The organism is Brachyspira aalborgi, assembly GCF_008016455.1.
GTDB classification, from domain to species: Bacteria; Spirochaetota; Brachyspiria; order Brachyspirales; family Brachyspiraceae; genus Brachyspira; species Brachyspira aalborgi.
In genome coordinates, this window is record NZ_SAXU01000001.1 from 1,904,858 (window position 1) to 1,927,018 (window position 22,161).

20 protein-coding genes and 2 tRNA genes are annotated in these 22,161 nt (G+C 26.4%); 13 read left to right on the plus strand and 9 right to left on the minus strand.

Going from position 1 to position 22,161, the window contains the following annotated elements:
• The first annotated feature begins 69 nt into the window (after positions 1-69).
• The 4 genes from EPJ79_RS08560 (at position 70) to EPJ79_RS08575 (ending at position 4,723) form a co-directional block, all read left to right on the plus strand.
• Positions 70-402: an STAS domain-containing protein gene (locus tag EPJ79_RS08560; protein WP_147527575.1), complete on the plus strand. Its 333-nt coding sequence runs from the start codon at positions 70-72 to the stop codon at positions 400-402.
• A 9-nt stretch (positions 403-411) separates the two neighbouring features.
• Positions 412-735, plus strand: coding sequence for a YggT family protein (locus EPJ79_RS08565; protein WP_147544566.1), 324 nt, complete (start codon positions 412-414; stop codon positions 733-735).
• Complete coding sequence (locus EPJ79_RS08570; RefSeq protein ID WP_147739175.1) at positions 719-2,875, plus strand: tetratricopeptide repeat protein; 2,157 nt, start codon at positions 719-721, stop codon at positions 2,873-2,875. Before EPJ79_RS08565 ends, EPJ79_RS08570 begins: the two co-directional genes overlap by 17 nt.
• 297 nt (positions 2,876-3,172) lie before the next feature.
• Positions 3,173-4,723: a pentapeptide repeat-containing protein gene (locus EPJ79_RS08575; RefSeq protein WP_147739176.1), complete on the plus strand. Its 1,551-nt coding sequence runs from the start codon at positions 3,173-3,175 to the stop codon at positions 4,721-4,723.
• 92 nt (positions 4,724-4,815) lie between these two features.
• Here EPJ79_RS08575 and EPJ79_RS08580 read toward each other — a convergent pair whose 3' ends face one another.
• The 7 genes from EPJ79_RS08580 to EPJ79_RS08610 all read right to left on the minus strand — a co-directional run bounded on the left by EPJ79_RS08580 (position 4,816) and on the right by EPJ79_RS08610 (position 10,611).
• Positions 4,816-5,364: a hypothetical protein gene (locus EPJ79_RS08580; RefSeq protein ID WP_147544572.1), complete on the minus strand. Its 549-nt coding sequence runs from the start codon at positions 5,362-5,364 to the stop codon at positions 4,816-4,818.
• Positions 5,365-5,367: 3 nt separating this feature from the next.
• Positions 5,368-6,024, minus strand: coding sequence for a DUF4234 domain-containing protein (locus EPJ79_RS08585; protein WP_147739177.1), 657 nt, complete (start codon positions 6,022-6,024; stop codon positions 5,368-5,370).
• 31 nt (positions 6,025-6,055) lie between these two features.
• Positions 6,056-6,841, minus strand: coding sequence for a zinc ribbon domain-containing protein (locus tag EPJ79_RS08590; protein WP_147739178.1), 786 nt, complete (start codon positions 6,839-6,841; stop codon positions 6,056-6,058).
• Between the two features lie 34 nt (positions 6,842-6,875).
• The gene (locus EPJ79_RS08595) at positions 6,876-8,267 is read right to left on the minus strand and encodes an ankyrin repeat domain-containing protein (RefSeq protein WP_147739179.1); all 1,392 of its coding nucleotides are present in this window, start codon (positions 8,265-8,267) and stop codon (positions 6,876-6,878) included.
• Between the two features lie 22 nt (positions 8,268-8,289).
• Positions 8,290-8,877: a hypothetical protein gene (locus EPJ79_RS08600; RefSeq protein ID WP_147739180.1), complete on the minus strand. Its 588-nt coding sequence runs from the start codon at positions 8,875-8,877 to the stop codon at positions 8,290-8,292.
• A 69-nt stretch (positions 8,878-8,946) separates the two neighbouring features.
• The gene (locus EPJ79_RS08605; RefSeq protein ID WP_147739181.1) at positions 8,947-9,585 is read right to left on the minus strand and encodes a hypothetical protein; all 639 of its coding nucleotides are present in this window, start codon (positions 9,583-9,585) and stop codon (positions 8,947-8,949) included.
• 24 nt (positions 9,586-9,609) lie between these two features.
• Entirely contained in the window at positions 9,610-10,611 is a 1,002-nt protein-coding gene (locus tag EPJ79_RS08610) for an LPP20 family lipoprotein (RefSeq protein WP_147739182.1), read from the minus strand.
• 427 nt (positions 10,612-11,038) lie between these two features.
• Here EPJ79_RS08610 and mutS point away from each other — a divergent pair, with 427 nt between their 5' ends.
• A complete protein-coding gene (gene mutS, locus EPJ79_RS08615; protein ID WP_147739183.1) occupies positions 11,039-13,696 on the plus strand; it encodes a DNA mismatch repair protein MutS in 2,658 nt (885 codons plus the stop codon).
• 25 nt (positions 13,697-13,721) lie between these two features.
• Here the strand turns inward: mutS and EPJ79_RS08620 are convergent, their stop codons facing one another.
• Both EPJ79_RS08620 and flcA read right to left on the minus strand, forming a co-directional pair.
• Positions 13,722-14,744: a sugar kinase gene (locus EPJ79_RS08620; protein WP_147739184.1), complete on the minus strand. Its 1,023-nt coding sequence runs from the start codon at positions 14,742-14,744 to the stop codon at positions 13,722-13,724.
• A gap of 77 nt (positions 14,745-14,821) precedes the next feature.
• Positions 14,822-18,163, minus strand: coding sequence for a periplasmic flagellar collar protein FlcA (gene flcA / locus EPJ79_RS08625; protein WP_147739185.1), 3,342 nt, complete (start codon positions 18,161-18,163; stop codon positions 14,822-14,824).
• 184 nt (positions 18,164-18,347) lie between these two features.
• Between flcA and EPJ79_RS08630 the strand changes: the two genes are divergently transcribed.
• From EPJ79_RS08630 to EPJ79_RS11765, 8 genes are all read left to right on the plus strand, one after another.
• A tRNA-Ile gene (locus EPJ79_RS08630) sits at positions 18,348-18,421 on the plus strand.
• Between the two features lie 72 nt (positions 18,422-18,493).
• Positions 18,494-18,566: transfer RNA gene (locus EPJ79_RS08635), tRNA-Lys, on the plus strand.
• A gap of 95 nt (positions 18,567-18,661) precedes the next feature.
• Positions 18,662-19,321, plus strand: a complete 660-nt coding sequence (locus tag EPJ79_RS08640) for a hypothetical protein (protein ID WP_147739186.1) — start codon at positions 18,662-18,664, stop codon at positions 19,319-19,321.
• Positions 19,318-19,773 carry a hypothetical protein gene (locus EPJ79_RS08645; RefSeq protein ID WP_147739187.1) on the plus strand — a complete coding sequence of 152 codons (456 nt, stop codon included), beginning with the start codon at positions 19,318-19,320 and terminating at the stop codon, positions 19,771-19,773. Before EPJ79_RS08640 ends, EPJ79_RS08645 begins: the two co-directional genes overlap by 4 nt.
• Before the next feature lie 17 nt (positions 19,774-19,790).
• On the plus strand, positions 19,791-20,597 hold the full coding sequence (locus EPJ79_RS08650; protein ID WP_147739188.1) for a hypothetical protein: 807 nt from the start codon (positions 19,791-19,793) through the stop codon (positions 20,595-20,597).
• 100 nt (positions 20,598-20,697) lie between these two features.
• Positions 20,698-21,630 carry an SAM-dependent methyltransferase gene (locus tag EPJ79_RS08655; RefSeq protein WP_147529595.1) on the plus strand — a complete coding sequence of 311 codons (933 nt, stop codon included), beginning with the start codon at positions 20,698-20,700 and terminating at the stop codon, positions 21,628-21,630.
• Positions 21,617-21,988 (plus strand): hypothetical protein, encoded by a 372-nt coding sequence (locus tag EPJ79_RS08660; RefSeq protein ID WP_208745263.1) that lies wholly within the window; start codon positions 21,617-21,619, stop codon positions 21,986-21,988. The genes EPJ79_RS08655 and EPJ79_RS08660 overlap by 14 nt, the downstream gene beginning before the upstream one ends.
• Positions 21,960-22,160 (plus strand): hypothetical protein, encoded by a 201-nt coding sequence (locus EPJ79_RS11765; RefSeq protein ID WP_208745264.1) that lies wholly within the window; start codon positions 21,960-21,962, stop codon positions 22,158-22,160. The genes EPJ79_RS08660 and EPJ79_RS11765 overlap by 29 nt, the downstream gene beginning before the upstream one ends.
• Position 22,161 lies beyond the last annotated feature (1 nt).

Consider the following 22,161-nt stretch of genomic DNA (forward strand, 5'->3'; position numbering starts at 1 on the left):
ATACTTGATTTTTTTATTATATATAATATATTGCAATTTATCCGTTATTTTAATTAAAGGAGATTTCAATTGGTAAGAACTATAATTGAAGATAAAACGGCTATTATACATATAGAAAAAAATATTATATCGGAAAATGTCGATATACTTGAAGATAAATTATCTTATATAAAAAATTTAGGAGTTTCAAATTTTATTTTTGACTTTCATAAAACGGAATATATGTGTTCTTCAGCTTTGGGTTTAATCGCCTCAATTTTAAGAATCTCTTCAGAGAAAGGAGGAAAAGTTTATTTTTGTTCTTTGACTAGTCAGTTAAAAAAATTATTTGAAGCTATGAAATTTTTGAATATAGTAAATACAGCCGCTAATATTGAAGAGGCTTTAAATAAAATAGATTAATGGATTTATATGCTTATACGGATTATTGATTTTATATATGTTTTGATAATACAAACTTTAAGACTTTATTCTTTTATATGGTTTATTTGGATTATCATAAGTTGGTTAACCGCATTCGGAGCGATTAATTTGGATTATTATAATCCGATTGTTAGATTTTTTTATAATATAACGGATGGAATAATCGACAGAATATTTGGAGATTTTAGAAGTAAATTTATAATCGGCGTAATAGATATATCGCCTTTGATTTTTCTTTTAATAATTACTATGGTTTTACCGCAGATAATAAGATTTATATATATTTCTATTTATTATGAATTCTTTAGATAAAATAAAACAATATATGAGCGAAGGCGATTTTAGAAAAGCTATAAAAGAATTAGATTTAATAATATCTAAAGAACCGAATAACGCCATAGCTTTTTATATGCGAGGAAAATCGGCGTTTATAGAAATACAAAATGAAAAATACGATAATAGTTTGGAAGCTACAAAATCTTTAATATATTCTACTATAGAACATGATTTAAATAAATCTATAGAAATAGACCCAAATATAATAGACGCATATAGAGGCTTAATGTATTTAAATAGAGTCGTAAGAAATGTAGATAAAGAGAGAGAGTTTGCTCAAATTCTTTTGGAAAAATCTAAAGAAACTTCAATCGATGCTTTGCTTATTTTAGCGAGCAGTTATTTAAACAATGGAAAAGACGAATCGGATTTTCATCAAGCAATCGGTTTTTACGATGATTTTATTAAAAGAGTCGATATTGAAGATAGCAAAATGGCGAGATTTGAAAGAGGACTTTGTTATTATAATTTGGATATTTTAAATAAAGCCGATGCGGAAGCGAATAAACTCATTGAAGATTTTCCAATGTATGACGATGCTTATTTTTTGAAAGGAATCGCATTATCTAAAAACTCAATCAATTCTGATTTTTTTGAAGATGCAATTTTCTTTTTAAATAGAGCGGTTGAATTAAATAATAAAAATTATAACGCTTTGTATGAAATAGCGGAATGGCATTTTGAAAAAGAAAATTATAGAAAGGCTATTGAAACTTACGGTAAATTGCTTGAAAGTAAAAATAAATATAATTTAGCCTCTTTGCTTGGAAAAACTCAAGCGTTTCATGATATGATTATTGAAAGCGGAGAATATAAAGAAAATGAAGAAACAAATAAAGATTTGGATGAAGCTTTTAATTTAATTGATAAAGTTATTGAAATTTTAGGAGACGATATAAAGAGCGTTCAATATAAATATTATAAAGGAAATTTATATTCTTATAAAGGCGAGATAGATAAAGCGAAAGAAGAATTTGAAAAAATTATTAAAGAGATAAAAGATATAGACGATTGGCTTTATCAGAGAATTTCCGAGTTTTATTATAATTATGCAGAAAACAAAGACGATTATAAAAAATCTTTAGAATATTTGGAAAAGATTAAAGATAAAAAAAATTCAATTTATAATTTAATGATATTTGTAAATTACGAATTAAAAAATTACAAAAAAATAGTTGAAATATGCGAAGAGTTTTTAAATAGATTTTTATCTTTAAATAATAATAAAGATTTTGAAGATATTGAAGAAAATAATATTTATTATATAAGATTTATTTACGCGTATTCTTTGCAAATGATTGGCTCTAATAATTACGATTTGATAGTTGAAAATTATAAAATTTGTCTTAACGATGAAACTTTAGATAAAGCTTTAATATATAGAAGCATTGCAAAAATAATGATGTATAATATGGATTATAAATATTATTTGGAAGGAATTGAAAATTTAAAATTATCGATGCAATTAAACGATGCATTATCTTATTATTTATACGCTAAAGAATTATTTTACGGAAATATTATAGCGCCTTGCCCCGAGCTTGCAATTGGACTTGCTAATAATTCAATAGAATTGGATGCAAATTTGGAATGCGCTTATATTATAATGGGAAGAGGTTATGAGCTTGGCAGAGGAGTTGAAAAAAATGAAAATAAAGCTTTTGAAATATATTGTAAAGCTAACGAAATAGCGAAAATAAATAATTCAAAATGTTCATGCTCAAAAGCCGCTTTGGCTCACTGTTATTATAACGGAATAGGAGTTAAAAAAAATCAATCTAAAGCTTTAAGCATAGTAAAAAAAATAGCCGAAACGAGAGGAAGATTTTCTCATAGCCATATAGCTTTATTATATTCTTATTTCGCTCTCAATAATTTTGAAGGATTTGATTTGAAAAAAGCTCTATCTTTATTTAATCAAACTTTGACTCATTATAGCGATTTATCAGTCGTTATGACGCTAAAAAGATTGTATAAAAAATTAGGCAGAAATAAAGATGTTAAAAGAATGATTAAAATCGAAGCGGAAACTTTAAAAAGAACGGGAGAGTTTAATTTAAATTATTTAAGAAATTATATTAAGAATTTTAAGAATTTTTATCCGATTCCTTTTTAACAATTCTTTGTTATAAATTGATTTGATATATTTGTTGGATATTTTATTAATATTTTTTATTTATAAAAAATTCAGGCTGTAGGTTCACATAGCGAGCTTTTTAAGAAATAGAAAATAATAAAAGCTATCGGGATTAATTTGGTAGCTTTTTTAGTTTATGGAAAGTTTCTTTATTTTTGAAATAGAATTTAATTTTTATAATAAGATTTTTTTGAATAATTATTTTATTAATTTACTTTTAATTTATTAAATTTTTTGTTATAATTTGTTATTACTTTAATTTTGGAAATATAAAAAATGGAACAACCAAAAGTTTATAATACAGAAGAAGATTTAATTAAATGGCTTAAATATGATTTAAAAGAACAGAGAAAAGAAATAGCAAAAAGTAAAAATATTGATATAAAAGAGGTTAAATATAAAGAACTTGTTTTAAATTTTGGAAATAATAAAATACCAATCAAAGAAAATGAAAAACTGCTACAAGGTGGAAATATTACTAAATATATAAACTGTTTTATTAGATTTGACTTGATTTTGGAAAATATTCTTAAACATTTTAACATAGAAGAGCAATATATAATAATAATAGAAGAAGAAAACAATTTTCAATATTTAATATGCCCTTTTAAAGTTAATATTAGCCATTGCATTTTTGAGGCAACAATCATACGATTTTATGGTACAATATTTGAAGAAATTGTTAGTTTTGTTAATACTACATTCTATAATGAAGTAGATTTCTTTGCTTTAAAATTTATTAAAGGCGTTTATTTTGATAGAGTAAATTTTGATTGTGGTAAAAATATAGTATTTAATGATGTGATTTTTAAAAATAAAGTCGATTTTTCAGATTTACATTGGAAAAATAAATTATTATTTTATAATATAAATTCTAATTTAGAATTTAATCTATCTAAATTAAATATTATAGATGCTTTAGAAATTATAGAATTTAATAAAAATAAAGAAGATAATTTTGCCTCTATAATTAATTTAGATAATATATCATTTGAAAATTCAAAATCTTTATTATCAATAAAAGATGTAACGAACACAATAGAGAGCGTTAGTTTAAAAGGTATATACATGAATGGGAGAATAAACTTTTATAATATTAAAATTAAAAATATTAATTTACAAGGAACAAATATAATCGGAGATTTTTCAGATATAAATTGTGAATATGATAATCTCTCAAATTGGCAAACTGCAAGAATTTTTAAACATGAAGAATATAAAAAATCTAATACTATAAAAGCTTTAGAATACCATGCCGAAGAAATAAAATTGTATAAAGAAGAATTAATAAATAAACCAAATAAAACTCTTAAAGATTTTGGGGATATATTTTCTATTTATTTAAGTTCTCTATATAGCGATAACGGTTTGAATTGGGTTAAATCTTTTTTATGCACAATATTATTTTCAATTTTATTTTTCACAATGTCATATAATATTTCATGTATTCCTATATTTACAATTGCTTTTATTTCTATTTTATATGTTTTGCTTTATAATAAAAATATTTTAAATCATATATTTGTTTCTGCAATTATTTATATAATAGTTTCAATAGTATTTTCATTTATTTATTTTGAAGGTTATAATAATATTGATTATGTTATAAAAGAATTATTTAGTTTTATAGCTCCAACTAATTTTTCTCAAATATTATATGATAAAGAATATTTAAGTTATATATACGATTGCAAAAGTAATATAAAAATAATATGTTTTATAGAAATAGTATTTAAAGGAATATTATATTTTTTAGGCAAAATAGCTTTTTGGTATGGCTCGGTTCAAACGGTTCAAGCGTTTAGAAAATTTAGCAAAAAAGAATGAAACTATAAATTAAAAATAAAATAGCATATATTTTTATAATAAAAATAAGGGGCAGTTATTAAACCGCCCCTATAAATATTTTTTTAATAATTTTAATCTTCTTCGTCAAAATCATTATTATCAAAATATTCAAATGCTTCTTCAAGAGCGGTCACTATATTTTGATACATCATATTATTTAAACCAAAATTATTCTTTGCAAATAAATATGCATCATTAACTTCATCGTCCGTTAAATTAAATCCTACTTTAATTAAATAAACCATATATAATTTTTTATTATTTAATTCAACTTCCATATTTACCAAAGCTGTGCAACATGCGCATATAAAAAATATTTTAAGTTTATTTCTATCTATTCTACCCGTTTCTATATCTTTAATAATCTCTTCAGGAGATTTATTAGAATTACATATATCTTGATATGCTAATTTTAACTTTTTCTGAATTTGAACTGCAATCATGCTCTCATTAGGAAACATGGTATTATATAGTTCCGTTGCCATTTGTATATCTTGTGCAGATGCATTACCACTATCGGCATAAATTACAAGGCATAAAATTTTTAATAAATGGTCTTTATCGTTAAAATTTATAGCCGAATTAATAGCACCTTCTATGAAATCTGAAAATAATCCCATAATTTACTCTCCTTTTATAGCGTTTGTTAATTTATTAAAATTAGTTATCATAAAATACTGACCAAGAAATATACCAGCTCCAGCGGTAAAAAGTGATGTTAAAGTCCATAATAAAATAACTCCGCTTGATTGTTTTATTATAACATTATAACGAGCTGCTGCATTTTTTATCCTTTCAGAATGCTTATATATCCAATAAAAATAATAAAGCCCAAAAGTCATAGCGGAAAATACTAATACTAAAATAGAATTTGGACTTTCTCCTTCTTCTCCGCAAATAAGGTTCATATCTTTTATAAAACCCCACCAAAAATATACCATATATAACCCTCCCGTTAGAAAAGTTAATATAAGATATATAACAAAATCTCTATTTTTCTTTATTTTTGAAAAATCTACTGTTTCATTATTTTGGATTATATCAACCTCTTTAACAATATTTATATTGTTTTCATTACTAGATAAATTTTCCGACTGTTTAATATCATTATTATTTTCTGATATTTTATCGATATTATTATCTAATTCTTCGTTTTTTCTTTTTCTTCTACTCAAAAGCCCTCCTTGATTATTCACAGAAAGACTGCTAATTGAAGAACCGCATAAATCACAAGATTTTGCATCATCGTTAATTTGATTTCCACATTTTGGACATAACATAATTTACTCCTTAAAAAATATATTAATTTATTTACATAGCCAATTCGTCAAAATCTCTACTTACGGAATTATTTACTTCTATTTGAACATCATACTTGCCTAATATATTAAAAACGGTTTTAAGAGCTTCAATAAGTTTATCTCTATCGTTTTTATTAGTTAAATGTATATTTAATAGCGGACTTCCATTTTTATCAAAAAATGTAAATTTGTAGAACTCTCCGCTTGCTAAAAGAGTATTAAGAAATATATTTTTATTATATTTAAAAGTGCCTTTAGGACATGGTAGAGCGTCTATTTTAAAGCTTTTAACTTGAATTGCAAACACTTCTTTTAAATGAAGTTCATCCTTTAAAAAACTAAATTTTGTTTTATTATTTTTAATTAGAACTCCATTTTGCATGTCTATAAATACTCCTCGAGGATTAAGTTTAGTAGCTATTATTAGCATAACTAAAGGAAATATTATAGTAAAAATTACCACAAGTAAAAAAGAAAAGAATATGAGAACTGGCGTATTACTATAAATTATATACCAAAATGCTCCCCCGATAACCATAGATATAAGAACTACATTTATTTGCATAATATTATATCCGTGGTCAAATCTTGATTTTATTCCTTTTATATCCATATAAAAATCAGAAGTTGAATTACTATCATTCTTAATATCTTTTATATCAATATAATTAGTATTGTTTTCCGAACTACTAATATTATTAATTTTTTCTTTATTAGTTGGTTCGATTTTACCTCCGCAGGAAGAACAAAAATTCATTCCTTCTTTAATTTCTTTTCCGCAATTTGCACAAAACATAATTTTTCTCCTTTTTTTTAAAAATATATTTAAATTATTCAGTAGCTCCTTCGTCTACTAAAAGTTTTATTATCTCATTCTTCTTTGAGCTATTTATAGCGTAATATAAAGGCTTTTTCCCTTTTTTATCCGCATAATTAACATCCGCTCCGTATTCTATTAATAATTTCACTGCGTCAATATATCCTTTCTCACATGCTATAGTTAAAGGCGTATGTCCCCATCCGTCCCTAACATCTATATCTACGCCAGCATCCAACAATAATTTTACAATTCTATATTCATAGTAAATTAAAGCGGTATATAGAATAGGCTCTTTATCTATGGTTATATCGGCGTTATTTAATAAAAGTAATTTTACTATATCTACATTTCTTTTAATTACAGAATAAACTAATGCGCTTTTTCCCTTATAATCAGTATCATTTCCATTGTCTTTAGGTAATTGATTTATATCCACGCCTTTATTTATAAGAAGTTTAGCTATATTCACATTTCCTATTCGTATAGCTGTATGTAAATAATCTTCCCTGTTATCTATACTTGCTCCAGCATTAAGAAGTATAGAAACTCCTTCTATATTGCCAGATAATATACAATAGGTTAAAGCGGTAGCAATATTTACACCATAAGATTTAACTTGCAAATTTAAATCCGCACCAGCGCTTACTAAAGCTTTTAATAAATCGTTATATTTTAATGCCGAAGCTATCATTAATGGCGTTAAATATTCGTTATTATTTATAATAGTATATATTTGTCGCCCTCTGGAATTTGTATAATAACCATTATATTCGTATATTCTTATATAACGATTTATATCGATTAAAATGGCTGCCTCTATATCTTTAATATATTTTTCACCGCTTCTTTTCTTTATAATTCTCTCTAAAGCGGCTCTATCTCCAGAAGTAACAACATTTTTATAGCTTTCATCTCCGAAAATATCAATATCGACTACTGTCCTTCCTCTCGTTCCCGTTATTTCATTAATTATTTGAGGAATAAATTGAATAACATCTTCTATATTCCTAAACGATTTACTATCGCCCGTAATATTTTCAAAAGTTTCAACATTTATCATACTTACTATAAGAATATTATTCCTTCCCAATTTCTTTACTTCGCCTGCCAAGACATATTGAGCATTTAAAGCGCGTCCTATTACTATTCTTGTAGTTTCGTCCGTCAAACCGTTTCTCTGAAAGTTATGTTCTTTCATGACTTTTTCAAGTTGACTATTTCTAGTAAGAACTTTATAAACCTTTCTTTTGCTTAATTCGTTTGCAAACATAGAGGCTAATGTATCTCCTTCTTCTTCTCCATTTACGCTTGAAAAAGGCAAAACCGCAACAGTTATTTTCTCTGCCGAAAACAAATTATAACTAAATAAGGCTATAAATAATATAAATATTTTCTTTATCATAATCAAATCCTTAAAATTTACATTAATAAATATTTTTAACTATCCAATCATAAGCAGGATTATTATGTTTTATCCTCTTTCCATCTTTATCCGTGAATTTAAAGAAATTACCGCTAAATTTAAATACTTCATCGTTATTATCAATTAAATATAGATTTTTTATAGAAAATATAGCTAATTTCTTTTCTTTACCTTTGCTTTTATATTCTTCATTACCTATATTTAAAAATAATCTACTATTTTTTACTTTCCAACTTCCAGCATTTTTACTAGTTGAAATCTTAATTGCATTTATTAAATTATTCCTCAATTTATCCGAAATAATGCCTCCATAATAGTCATTATCCGTATTTAAATCCGCATCATAAGTAAATGCCGAATATCCTAATTGATTATTTTCATTAAAATATAAAGCTATATTATGTAGATATGTAATTTTATAACCATTAATTTTTTCAGATATTGCTATTTTGCCTACCCACAAACCAAGCATATAATCTTCGTCTATATCCTCAAATCTCATATTTAATATATAAAAACCGATTTTATATAATACGAAAACTATAATTATGAAGATTATTATTTTTGTAAAACATCCTTTTTTATTCATTATTTAACCTCATTAAATTATATAAGTCATGGGATAATTATTTAAAACATAATTACCCCATAAAATTAATTATTCTTCATTGTTTTCTATATATTCATAAGTCAATTTATCCATAGCGGATTTTACTCGAGATTTAGTTTCTTCATTTTCGCCCGATATTGCTTTTTCGACTTCGTTATTAATTATTCTCTTCATTATATCCGAGTCGATAAGATACAAAACATAATATTCGTATTCCTGTTGTCCTTTTTTAGAACCGTCTTTATACTCTTTCAATATCCACCAATCGTCTTCTCTTCTCAAGCCCGATATTTTTACTTTAGATACAGAAGTCGTAAGAGTTTCCATAGTTCTTTGAAAACTCTCATCTCCGCCATATTCGGACGCCGCCGTCATATCGGTAATTGATTGCGATAAATATCTTGCAACCTCGCTTGAAGAATTTACCCTTTTAGCCCAGCTTTCCACAAAGTTTAAACTCTTACCCCGTCCGCTTATGATAAAAGCCATCTTGTTAGGATAGTCCTTTTCTAAAGCCGTAGTTCCCTTAAACATCCATTTAGGCTGTTTAGCTTTTTTTCCGCCCCTTTGGTCGATGATATCGTATTTTATTCTTTTCCTTTGGGCGAAAACATTTTCCGAAAAGAATAACGCATTTACAAATATAAACGCGAATACGAAAATAAGTTTTTTGTTAGTGTTAAACATAATTTAACTCCTTAATTAATTTTTTTAATATTTTATTCTTTCAAATCTGCCGTCTAAATAATTAGATAATTGAGACGATAAATTTGAATTAATATCTTTAACTAATTTATTCATTATTACTTTTTTAGCGTCTTTTTCTGAAGCTCCGCCGTCCTTTCCTTTATACTTAAAAGAGGCAATTCTCTCTCCGTTATAATTTATAAGTTCTAAAATTAAAGTATAATTCATAATATACATTCCATATCCCGTGTCATTTCCGTCAAAAGTAAATTTATCTCTAAAAATATAACTTGGATTTGAACTAATCTTAAATCCTAAATCGCTTATAGAATGTTCTATTGCCGATTCTATATTTGGAGTAATATCAAAAGCTTCAATTCCAAAAGATATTTTTCTTTTAACGCTCTCCATACTCGATTTTATTCTTTCAATTCTATAACTATCTAAAACATCTATTTTTGAAGAGTTATCTAATATTGATAATTGATTTATAAAATTTTCATTCTTTTCAGAAAATATATAAGCTATATATAAAGTATAATATTTATCAAATAAATCTTTTTCGCTATTTGATTTTAATATATAAGAATCTATAATTTTTATATTGTCCTTAATCTTTTTATTCAAAAGTAATGCGGTTTCTTTTTTATTTAAAACGGCTATAACATAATATTTATTCTTTTTTGTATCATAATATCTTGAATCTATCTTTACATTTATAAGATTATGCTTTGCTTCTATTTTAGTGCTATTATCCAAACTCCTAATTTCTTCTACTCCTAAAGAAGTTTCAATATATTTTTCATTAGCTTTAGTATCTACCGAAATATTCATTCCAAATATATTTGCTAAAATAGAATAAGCGTTATCTTCCGCTTCTTTCTCGCTTATTCCCTGCCCAACTCCTACTTCGTAAATATTTTTATCATAAACTTTTTGAGGATTTAATATCCATTCTGGTTGTTTTTGTCCATAAAGATTTATTCCAATATTTAATAATAAAATACAAATAAATAATCTCTTCATAATAAAAATCTCCTTAAAAATACATTCTACAAAAAAGCCCCTTAAAATATTATATTTCCGTAATAAACATTTAAATAAATAAATGCTTTCTGCCGTGTAAAAATTAATAAATTCAAAAAAGAATTTGAATAAGTTTTTAATATATAAACAGAATAATATTTTATAATTAATAAGTAAACATAAACTTGAAAAAAGTTTAAAGTGATGCTGAGCTGAGCTGAGCTGAGCTGAGCTGAGCTGAGCTGCCGCAGAATTTATTGTTTATATTATTACCATTTACTTTCATAAACGAAATTATAACATTTTAAAAAATAAATGTCAAGCGTTAAATTAAAAAAAATTATAACTAAAAAAGAATTTGATTAAACTAACAAAATAACATATACTATCAAAATTAACAAAATTATTTATTTTGGATTATAATTTTATGGAAGAAGATTTTTTTACTGTAAACAAAAAAGAAGAAAATTCAAAATTAACTCCCATGATGAAACAGTATAGAGATATAAAAGATAAATATTCCGATAGCATTGTGCTTTTTCGTATGGGAGATTTTTACGAGGCTTTTTTTGAAGATGCCGAAAAATTAGCGCAAATATTAAGTATTACATTAACTAAAAGAGCTAATGTTCCAATGTCGGGATTTCCTTATCATGCGATAGACGGATATTTATCGAAGCTTGTAAAGTCGGGAGTAAAAATAGCGATTTGCGAACAGATGGAAGACCCGAAAACAGCTAAAGGAATAGTAAAGAGAGATGTAACTCAAGTTATAACTCCAGGCACAATATCCGAAAATAAATATTTACAATCGAAAAGCAATAATTATTTAGCTTCAATTATAATTTCAAAAAATCAACAAAATGTTGCAATTTCTATATGCGATGTTTCTACGGGCGAATTATATATTACCGAAATAGAAAACGAAAACTTAAAAGAGATTATAGAAGAAGTTTGCGAAGAGATAATAAAATTTTATCCGAAAGAGATAATGACTATAGATTCTTTAAAAGAAAATGAAATAATAAAAGAGATACAAAAAAGATTTTCAAAAATATTTTATAGCCATACTCCCGATTATTTTGCAGAATATTCTTATGCTTATAAAACTCTTATCAATCATTTTAAAACTTTATCTTTAAAAAGTTTTGGCATAGAAGACAAACATTTATTAATATCTTTAGCGGGTTCTACAATACATTATATAAGCGAGCTTGCAAAACATTCTTTAGAGCATATATCTAATATTAAAATTTACGATAAAAAAGCTACAATGACTTTAGATTATGCGACAATATCGAATTTGGAAATACTTACAACTATAAGAAATGATAATTATAAAATGACTTTATTCGACACTATAGACAGAACAAAAACTTCTATGGGAGCGAGATATTTAAAAAGAATTATTGTAGAGCCTTTGCTTAATATAAACGAAATAAATAAAAGACTCGATAATGTTGACTTTTTTTATAAAAACATAAAATTAACTTATAAAATTAGAGATATATTAACGGATATAGGAGATATTGAAAGGCTTACTTCAAAATTAGCTTTGGGCAGAATAAATCCTAAAGAATTAGTCGCTTTAAAAAGATTTTTAATTTTATCTTTGGAAGCTATTACGGAGCTTGCGATAAACGATTTTGAAGAAGCGAATTTTGAAGAAGTTAATGATATAAAAATAATAATCGATTTAATAGAAAGAGCGATACTTGAAGACCCGAAGATAACTACAAACGAAGGCGATATAATAAAAGACGAATATAATGAAACATTAAAAAAGTATAACGAAGCTAAAAGAGAAAGCAGAAATTGGATAAGCGAACTTGAAGGAAATTATAAATCTGAAACGGGAATAAATAGCTTAAAAATAAGATACAATAATATTATTGGTTATTATATAGAAGTTACAAAAGCCAATGTGTCTGCAGTTCCAAAAGATTTTATAAAAAGGCAAACTCTATCAAACGGCGAAAGATTTATAACAGAAAAATTAATGGAATACGAAAGAATAATTAACGAAGCGAATGAAAAAAGTTACGCTTTAGAATACGAAATATTTACTGAAGTTAAAAATAAAGTAAGCGATTATTTAACTTCAATATTAAAAATGGCAAAAATAATTTCAATAATAGATGTTTATTCTTCGCTTTCAATTTTAGCAAAAGAAGATAATTATACCAAACCGATAATGACAGAAGACGGAATTATAGATATAAAAGAAGGCAGGCATCCCGTAGTTGAAGCGAATTTAATTGACGAAAGTTTTATTCCAAACGACATTTATTTAGATAATAATAAAGAACATTTGCTTATAATAACGGGACCGAATATGAGCGGAAAAAGCACTTATTTAAGACAAACCGCTTTAATAGTTTTACTCGCTCAAATAGGTTCTTTTGTTCCCGCCTCAAGCGCAAAAATATCTATAGTCGACAGAATATTTACAAGAGTAGGAGCGAGCGATAATATTGCAAGAGGCGAAAGCACTTTTTTAGTCGAAATGAATGAAACCGCTTATATTTTGAATCATTGCACAAATAAAAGTTTAATAATTATGGACGAAATTGGAAGAGGAACTTCCACTTATGACGGACTTTCAATAGCTTGGGCGATAGTAGAATATTTGACTAGCGAAGAAAATAAAAAGTCAAAAACTTTATTTGCAACTCATTATCATGAACTTACAATGCTTGAAGATTTGGACGGCGTTAAAAATTATAAAGTGTCGGTTGAAGAATATAAAGACGAAATTATTTTTATGAAAAAAGTTATTGAAGGAGCTGCGGAATCAAGTTATGGAATTTACGCCGCAAAAATAGCGGGAGCGCCAAATAAAATTATAAAAAGAGCGTCTGAAATATTAAAAAAATTAGAAAACGAAGCGGGCATTCAATTTGAAAATATAGAATTAAAAAATAAAAAATCTTTAGAATTTCTGCCTTTGTATAATAATGATAACGAAATAAAAACCGTTATAAAAGAAAGCGAAATTGAAAAAGAAATTAAAGAATTGAATATTAATGAAATTACTCCGATTGAAGCGATTAATTTAATAAGTAAGTGGAAAAAGGATTTATAATTTTTTTAGTAAACAAATAAAATTTTTATCTCTGTATTCTTCCCGAAGCGTCTCCGTTATAAACTGTCATAACCTCGTCAATGCTTACAAGATTAAAATCGCCTTCAATAGAATGTTTTAAACAACTTAATGCGGTTGCAAACTCTAAAGCCTCTTTATCGTTTTTGTCGTTTAGAAAAGAATAAATTAAACCCGCTGAAAAACTATCGCCTCCGCCGACTCTATCGACAATTTTAATTAAATATTCTTTTGAAAAAAAATATTCTTTGCCGTTATAAAGCATGCAAGACCATAAATTTTCGCTTGCGGATATTGAGCCTCTTAAAGTAATTCCGACTTTTTTAACTTTAAATTTATCGACAATTTTTTTAGCGACTTCTTTATAACCTTCATGAGAAAGTTTGCCTTCTATAATATTGCTGTCTTTCGCTTTTATTCCAAAAACTTTTTCGGCGTCTTCTTCGTTTGCCATGCATATATCGATATAAGGCATTAATTTGCTCATCGTTTTATTTGCCTTTTCGGATGTCCACAATTTTTTTCTAAAATTTAAATCTAAACTAACGGTAAGATTTTTTTCTTTAGCTTTTTTGCATGCTTCAATGCATATTTCGGCTACATTTTCTCCTAAAGCGGGAGTTATTCCCGTCAAATGAAACCATTTCGCATTATTAAATATTTTATCCCAATTAAAATCTTTTATACTCGCTTTTGAAATTGAAGAATTTGCTCTATCGTAAATTACTTTAGAGCCTCTTTGACTTGCGCCTTTCTCTAAAAAATATATTCCTATTCTCTCTCCGCCTATAACTATATTTGAAACATCAACTCCATATCTTCTTAACTCGTTTATGCAAGCTTGTCCTATATCGTTATTTGGAAGTTTTGTGATAAAAGCCGTATTTATACCAAGATTTGATAAAGCTAAAGAAACATTAGCCTCGCCGCCTCCAAATCTTGCATCAAAAGAATCGGTTTGAATAAATCTCAAATTTGAAGGAGGAGATAAACGAAGCATTATTTCGCCGAAAGTAATAACAGAAGCCATAATAAATCCTTTAATAATTATATCGATATAATATATTATATTTATATTATTTCAATAATATATTAAAGGAATTGTTTTTATCTTACATAATAAATATCTTTAGGTATATAATCGTCTATCATTACCGCATCTTTAAGATTTCTTTTGCTTTGAATTGCCATAACATTATAAGTAGCGACTCCTATATTGTTATTTTCAAGTATAATAGTTCTTTTTTCCATTCTCTCCAAATCTATATTTGAAGTTCTAATTTGGTCAAAATATTCGCTTGCCAATACGAAATTCTTAAAAGCTTCTCGTTCGTTTTGAGCGTTATTTTCGATTGTAGAATTATAAGCGTAGGAAACGCCCATATTATTATAAAGACTCGCCAAATAACTTAAAAGGAAAAAATCGCTTTCCGTTCGCATTTCAAGTCTGCCCAATTTTTCTCGTCTTGCTAAAATTTGATTAAGAGCGTTTCTGTAAAAACCGTTCGCCAAATTTGCTCTATCCAAATGAAGTAAAGAATTTCCTAAAGCATAAGAAACAACGCTATTGCTTGGATTTTTCTGAAATAAAGCGTTAAATCCTTCAAAAGCTCTGTCAAATTCGTTATTTAAATAATAAATCCATGACAAATTATATAAAAGCTTATCTCCTCTTAATTCTGGAGGCAAATTATCGTAAGCAAGTTGATAATGTTCTTTTGCCTTTTCATAATCTTTATCCTGATAAAAATACAAATTAGCCAAATTATAATTAGCATCTGGATAGGTTTTATTTATTTCTAAAGCCGCGTTGAAATTATTAATCGAATTTCCAAATTCTCCTAAATTATAATAAATTTGTCCAAGCATATTATATACGAATTCTTTTCCTCTTCTGTAAGGATTATTTTCAAACATAGGCAAAGCGGTATTAATCAATATGTCTCTCGCTTTCTCATAATGTTTTAATCTTGCTTGATAATCTGCATATCCTATTATAGCTTCTAAATTAGAAGGATATTTTTTTAAGATTTTTTCAAGCAAAGTTCTTGAGCCATAAAAATCATTATTGTTTAATAAATATCTTGCCAATTTAGGATAAACATCATCGTCTATATATCCGCTTTTCAAATTATTTATATGTTCTTGAAGCGCTTTAACTTGCTTATAATTATCCTGATATATTCTTATAAGCATAGCTCTCTTTCTTGCAATTACATTATCTCCAAAAAGATTTATCATTTGAATATAATTATTATAAGCGTTGTCGTAATAATTAGCTTGAGATAAATTTTTTGCTCTGCTTATCATTAATATTCCGCGCTCATCATAAACAGTTTTTAATTGATTTTTCTTTGTAACATAAGAAAGCATATCGTTATAAAGTTCTTCGCCTTTAATATAGTCTTCTTCGGATAATTGTTTTTCGCCTTTGCTTCTATAATAATATCCGAATAAAACTCTGCTGTCAAAATCTCGCGGTTTTATATTTAAAGCTCCTTCTATTTTAGCCAAAGCGCTGTCAAATCTTTCTCTTTCTATATAGGCTTTTCCGTATCTATTAAACCATTTTATTTGTTTTGGTTTGAGTTTATCGCCTTGAGCAAAATTTATTTCCGCATTATTATAAGCGCCTTTATATATATCTGCTAAACCTTTCTTAAAATATTCGTTTGCTTTAATTGGTTTATAAACAAATTGATACGACAATAAAACTATTCCAACGAATAATATTAGAAATACGGCGGCTACTCTTATTATATGAGCATAATCTTTAAGAGAATTAGGAATTGGTATAAGTTCCAATATTCCGCTTTTTCCATATTCTTTAATGCTTAAACCTAATTCTCTATTTATTAATTCTGTTATATCTTCGTTAGATTTTTCGCTATCTAAAGCTTCTAATAATTCTCTCATTGAAGCTTGGTCAAGTTTTTCATTAAGAATAGCGTCTAATACATGATATCTCGTTAAAGGCGAAAGATTTTTTATACTGTCAATTACTTTATCATGGTCTATATTATCATCTACATTTTCGTATCTTGAAGCGCCTAATTTATCGGCGGTATCTGGAGAAGGCAATGAAGTTCCGCCTTCCATAATTTGAACGGGAGCTTCTTCTTTTATTTCGTTAGTATTTTCTATGCTATCCAAATCTGGCAAATCGTCAATTTCTTCTTTAGTTTCGTCTTTTGTAATTTTATCTTCAGTTTTTTCAGGTTCTTTATAGTTTTCAGTTTCTTCAGGAATCTTGGTATCTTCTTCGTCTAATATATTTTCTAAATCGTCTAAATTAATATCTTCTTCTTCGGATTTAGCTTCAATTTTTTCGTCTTCTTTTTCTTTATCGCTTTCAATTTTTGATTCTTCTTCTATATCGTCTAATATGCCTTCCAAATTATCTAAATGAGTTGCATCTTCTTCTGCTTTATCCTCAATTTTTTCAGACTCTTTTGATTTGCTTTCCTCTTCTTCGTCTTCTAAAATTCCTTCTAAGTCTTCTAAATGAGAATCGTCATCTTCAATTTTATTTTCCGATTTTTCAATTTCTTTATTATCTTCAAATTTTAAATTGTCATCGTCTAATATATTTTCTAAATCGTCTAAATTAATATCTTCTTCTTCAGATTTAGCTTCAATCTTTTCGTCTTCTTTTTCTTTATCGCTTTCAATTTTTAATTCTTCTTCATTATCTAATATATTTTCTTCAGATATATCTTCTTTAATTAAATTATCTTCTATTATGTTATCTTCAATATAGCTATCTTTAGACTCTTCGGCTTCTTCTATTTTCAAATTATCATTATCTAATATTTCTTCTAAATTTTCATTGTCTTCTTTAAAATCGTTTTCTTCAATATCGTTATCGTTTTCTTCTAAAGTTTCTTCTATAACATTATTATCAAAATCGCCCGAATCCGACAAATGAGAAATATCGCTTATTCCTAAATCATTAGAAATATTTTTATCATTCGTATTATTGCTATTTTTCGTATCAGACAAATTATCGGGCAAAGGCAAATCATCCAAAATGGGCAATTTATTTGAATCGCCTTCTTCTAAATTATTTTCTTCCAAATTCAAATCGTTTATATCGCTTGAAATTTTTTCGTCTTCTTTTTCTTCTCCAAGATTATCGGGCAAACCCAAATCATCCAAATTGCTCAATATTTTATCGTCTTCTTCCAATCCCAAATCGTTAGGCAAACCTAAATCGTCTATATCATTATCTTTTATAATATTGTCTTCGTCATTTGATAATAAATTGTCTATTTCGTCTATTGAAGGCAAATCGTTATCTTCCGTTGGTTTAGAGTTTTCCATATATTCGTTTGTGAAAACCGACTTAAAAGCATCGTAATCGTTTTTTGATAATTCTTCGGGCAGCTTTTTATTACCAATTAAAAGGGCAACGCTTCCCAATCTTTCTAAATCTTCGATTTTAGGCATATACAATTTCTATAAAAATTATTTTACATATTCGATTATATTAATCTAAAAAAATATGTCAACTTAATTATCGGATATTAATAAAATTACAATAGCTATTTAAAGTATAAATTATTAATAATAATTAATTTTTAACTATTGACTTTTTTTTAATCTATTGTATGATATGCAAATCAAATTAAAGGGGCCAGTAGCTCAGTCGGTTAGAGCAGATGACTCATAATCATCGGGTCCGGGGTTCAAGTCCCTGCTGGCCCAATTTCCCCTTATTTTCTTAATAATTGTTAGTATTGACTTTTTTATTAATTTTATGTATAAACCTTAATTAAAGGGCTGGTAGCTCAGTTGGTAGAGCAGATGACTCTTAATCATCAGGTCCAGGGTTCGACCCCCTGCCAGCTCAAATGCGAACTATTTTGAAATATATATTTAAAATTTGTTGACATTTTTTACTTTATAATTATAATATATTATTAAATAATAAAATAGGGGTTAATTATGCCATTCCCATTAATACCAGTAATTATAGTTGCCTCTAGTGTTTTAGTTGGTGGGACTATAATTGGAACTATAGTATATAATATAGGTAGAGCTAAAGTTAAAGTAAAGCCAGCTAACTATAAAGATAAAGCAGATGTTACTATTTTATTCATTGGAGAAACCGAAGCAGGAAAAGATACGGTTATAGAATTAATAAAAACTCGCAAGTTTTTAGAAAAGCATGAAAAAACTCCAGCATTTAATACTATAGCAGCCACAATAAGTTATAAATCTAATACTATAGCGATAGGAAACGCAACTACAGACATTAATTATAAAGATAAAATTAAAATAAAAATTATTAATACAAGCGGTTCAGAACATAGTTTGGAAGACACTGAGAAAGCGAAAAAACTTTCTCATGATATTAGATGTTATATATTTGACGCAAGAGATTTTTATAATGTTGAAAATATAAAATTTGGCATACAAAATACTATTGATGAATGTAAAGAAAAAGGAATTAAATATATGTCTTTAGGCACTCGAGGAGATGAAGTTGACAAAGAAAAAATTGAAAATGAAGTTAGGAGTATGGGAATGAAATGTTCTATTTTTGAACTTAAAAAAGAACCTGTAGAGCAAGTTATAGAATTTTTATTCAAGGAGTATTTATGATAGTTGCAACCGTTCAAGGAAATGAAAAAGGCGGTAAGCATATTACCGTTAAGGATGGCGTTAAAATTTTTGGTAAAGAGCAACAGGAATATATTAACAACATATATGATAAATTTCATATTAACAGGATAGAAATTATTGGCGATTTTGGTATAAAAAAAATTAAATCTAAAGAATGGTTTTGTTATATGAAACACCCAGAAGTTGATGCTTCAGGAAGAACGGGAATAGCTTTTATAGTTTGGGATAAGAATACGGAAGATGATACTATAGAAAAAACAATTAGAGAAATTGGATTTCGTGATGAAGATTATATAAAGTTTAATAAAGAATATAATAAAATAAAAAAAGGAAAATCAAATAAAAAAAAACAACTAATATTTTTAGTTGGACTTGGGATGGGGTTGGCAGCTGGCTTAATAGTCATAACTTTATCAATGATAAAAAAATAGATAAGGATTAAATAAAAATGAGTATAGGAGATAATTTAATTTTAGTAGATAGTCAAACAGAATTTAATATTAAGCGTAATCCAATGGCGACAAAAGAAATTACAAATAATTTTGAGTTATGCAGATTTGGAGATGAAAAATTAAAAGGTTATTTTGTAAAAGATAAAAACGATAAATTAATTCCGTTAGAAGAATATAATAAATGTTGTTATTTAGTAGATAGCGGAATTTATAATAATGTTTATTATCCTCTAGACTCGTTTAACGAATGCTATAAAAGAGATTATTATATTTTATTATATAAAATTTCTTTTAAGATAGGAGCTAAAAGTTTTTCTTTATCTTACAGCGATGAGGAAAAATATTCTAAAAAAGGAAAATATTCGCATACTATAGGAGCAGAAGTAAATCATCCGATTGTAAAAGTTGAAGCAAATGCAAATATAAATAATAAAGATAGTTCTCAAGAATATAATAAAACCGAAGGCGACATAAATATGTCTATGAGTAAAAGTGAAGTGTCAAAAGAAAAATTCAATTCTTGGTTGGAAAATGAAAAAATTAATATTAGAGCATTTGATAATATAATAGGACCTTATATTGAGAGATATTTTGAGGAAGGAAAAATAGATGAAGGTAGTATAACTCGTGAAGATATAAAAATAGAACATAATATAAATTCTCACAACGAATTTGTTAAAGTTTCCGTTGGTTTTAAACATGCTCCAACTTTTATAAAAGGTAAATTTAATTTCGATATGGAAAAATCTAGTGCTTCGGAAATAAAAATTGCTAAAATGTTTAAGGTTAAAATAGAATTCTAATTTATATAGTAAAATCTTAATATTTATAAATAATAATTTAACTTGACATAACAAACAAATCATTATAGAATATTTTTACAGTAAATTAATCGGATTTAAAATGAACTTAAAATATGTAAACGGAAATATAATGAAGTCGAATTCAAAAAATTATTTTGACGAATATTTTACAAAGCCCGAAATATCAGAACGACTCTACAAAAAAACTTGCGAAATTATTTCTAAATACGAAAACATAAATAAATATACTTGGATTGAGCCGAGCGTTGGAGACGGAAGTTTTTATAAATTGCTTCCGAAAAATAAAATCGGAATAGATATTAAACAAACAAAATACGAAACTATATTATCCGATTATTTAAATTATGAACTTCCTGAAAAACCTTTAATAGTTATAGGAAATCCGCCTTTTGGACATAGAGGAGTTTTGGCTTTAAAATTTATAGAACATTCAGAGAAAGCGGAATTCGTAGCTTTTATACTTCCTATGTTTTTTCAAAGTTTAGGCAAAGGTTCAATAAGGTATAGAGTAAAACATTTTAATTTATTATACGAAGAAGTTTTACCCGAAAATTCTTTTTATATTGGAAATAAAGAAAAAGATATAAAATGCTGTTTTCAAATATGGAGTAAAAATTATAGCAATTTAAAAAAAGAATTCTGTTGGTATAATCAAAAAGAAAAAACCGAACCGTTTAATAATTTATTAAAAGTTGTGACGGTTTCTTTGGCAAAAAATAGAGAATGCGGAAAAGAATGGATTTTTAATAAGAAAGCGAATTATTATTTATCTTCTACTTTTTTTAAAGATATTAATGTAGTTAAAGATTTTGATTCTGTAAAATATAAAAGCGGAATAGCGATTATTTACACAACTCAAAACGGCAGAACAATAAAAAAATTAGACGCTTTATTTAAAACTGCCGATTGGAATAAATATTCAAGCATTGCCACAAACGGATGCAGACATATTGGCAAATCTCATATTTACAAATTGTTGGAAGATAAGGGATTTAAAAATGAATATAAATGATATATTAAAAAATATAATTGAAAATAAATATAATGAATTGCGCTATTCAAAAGATAACGAAGGCATTTTTTCTAAAATAGATTATTTTGAAGGAAACGCTATCGGACAGATAGGCGAGGAATTTGTAAAAACAATATTTAAAGAAGAAAATATTAAAATAGATAATAAACAAAAAGTAATTCATGATGAATACGATATTTTATCAAACGGAATTAAGATTGAAATAAAAACTGCAAGAAAAGGATTAAAAAATAATAGTTTTCAATTTAACGGAATAAATCCCGCTTACAATAACGATTATATTATAGTAATTGGGCTAACGCATCAAAATGCTTATTATTTTAATAATAAAAGATAAAATTTCTTACAATCATAAAAAGAGAAGATATTTTTTAAAAGTAAACGAAAAAGAAAGACAACTTGTAGCAATGAACCCTGGCAATTCGGTTAACTATAAATTAACTTTACAATTATCTGATTTAAAATCTATTGATAATTTTGTTAAAGAATTAAAAGAAAATTTATTATGAT

Coding starts and splice junctions, on each gene's coding strand:
- EPJ79_RS08565 (WP_147544566.1), top strand. CDS start 412: ATGCTTATACGGATTATTGATTTTATATATGTTTTGATAATACAAACT.
- EPJ79_RS08570 (WP_147739175.1), top strand. CDS start 719: ATGAATTCTTTAGATAAAATAAAACAATATATGAGCGAAGGCGATTTT.
- EPJ79_RS08575 (WP_147739176.1), top strand. CDS start 3,173: ATGGAACAACCAAAAGTTTATAATACAGAAGAAGATTTAATTAAATGG.
- EPJ79_RS08580 (WP_147544572.1), bottom strand. CDS start 5,364: ATGGGATTATTTTCAGATTTCATAGAAGGTGCTATTAATTCGGCTATA.
- EPJ79_RS08585 (WP_147739177.1), bottom strand. CDS start 6,024: ATGTTATGTCCAAAATGTGGAAATCAAATTAACGATGATGCAAAATCT.
- EPJ79_RS08590 (WP_147739178.1), bottom strand. CDS start 6,841: ATGTTTTGTGCAAATTGCGGAAAAGAAATTAAAGAAGGAATGAATTTT.
- EPJ79_RS08595 (WP_147739179.1), bottom strand. CDS start 8,267: ATGATAAAGAAAATATTTATATTATTTATAGCCTTATTTAGTTATAAT.
- EPJ79_RS08600 (WP_147739180.1), bottom strand. CDS start 8,877: ATGAATAAAAAAGGATGTTTTACAAAAATAATAATCTTCATAATTATA.
- EPJ79_RS08605 (WP_147739181.1), bottom strand. CDS start 9,585: ATGTTTAACACTAACAAAAAACTTATTTTCGTATTCGCGTTTATATTT.
- EPJ79_RS08610 (WP_147739182.1), bottom strand. CDS start 10,611: ATGAAGAGATTATTTATTTGTATTTTATTATTAAATATTGGAATAAAT.
- mutS (WP_147739183.1), top strand. CDS start 11,039: ATGGAAGAAGATTTTTTTACTGTAAACAAAAAAGAAGAAAATTCAAAA.
- EPJ79_RS08620 (WP_147739184.1), bottom strand. CDS start 14,744: ATGGCTTCTGTTATTACTTTCGGCGAAATAATGCTTCGTTTATCTCCT.
- flcA (WP_147739185.1), bottom strand. CDS start 18,163: ATGCCTAAAATCGAAGATTTAGAAAGATTGGGAAGCGTTGCCCTTTTA.
- EPJ79_RS08640 (WP_147739186.1), top strand. CDS start 18,662: ATGCCATTCCCATTAATACCAGTAATTATAGTTGCCTCTAGTGTTTTA.
- EPJ79_RS08645 (WP_147739187.1), top strand. CDS start 19,318: ATGATAGTTGCAACCGTTCAAGGAAATGAAAAAGGCGGTAAGCATATT.
- EPJ79_RS08650 (WP_147739188.1), top strand. CDS start 19,791: ATGAGTATAGGAGATAATTTAATTTTAGTAGATAGTCAAACAGAATTT.
- EPJ79_RS08655 (WP_147529595.1), top strand. CDS start 20,698: ATGAACTTAAAATATGTAAACGGAAATATAATGAAGTCGAATTCAAAA.
- EPJ79_RS08660 (WP_208745263.1), top strand. CDS start 21,617: ATGAATATAAATGATATATTAAAAAATATAATTGAAAATAAATATAAT.
- EPJ79_RS11765 (WP_208745264.1), top strand. CDS start 21,960: ATGCTTATTATTTTAATAATAAAAGATAAAATTTCTTACAATCATAAA.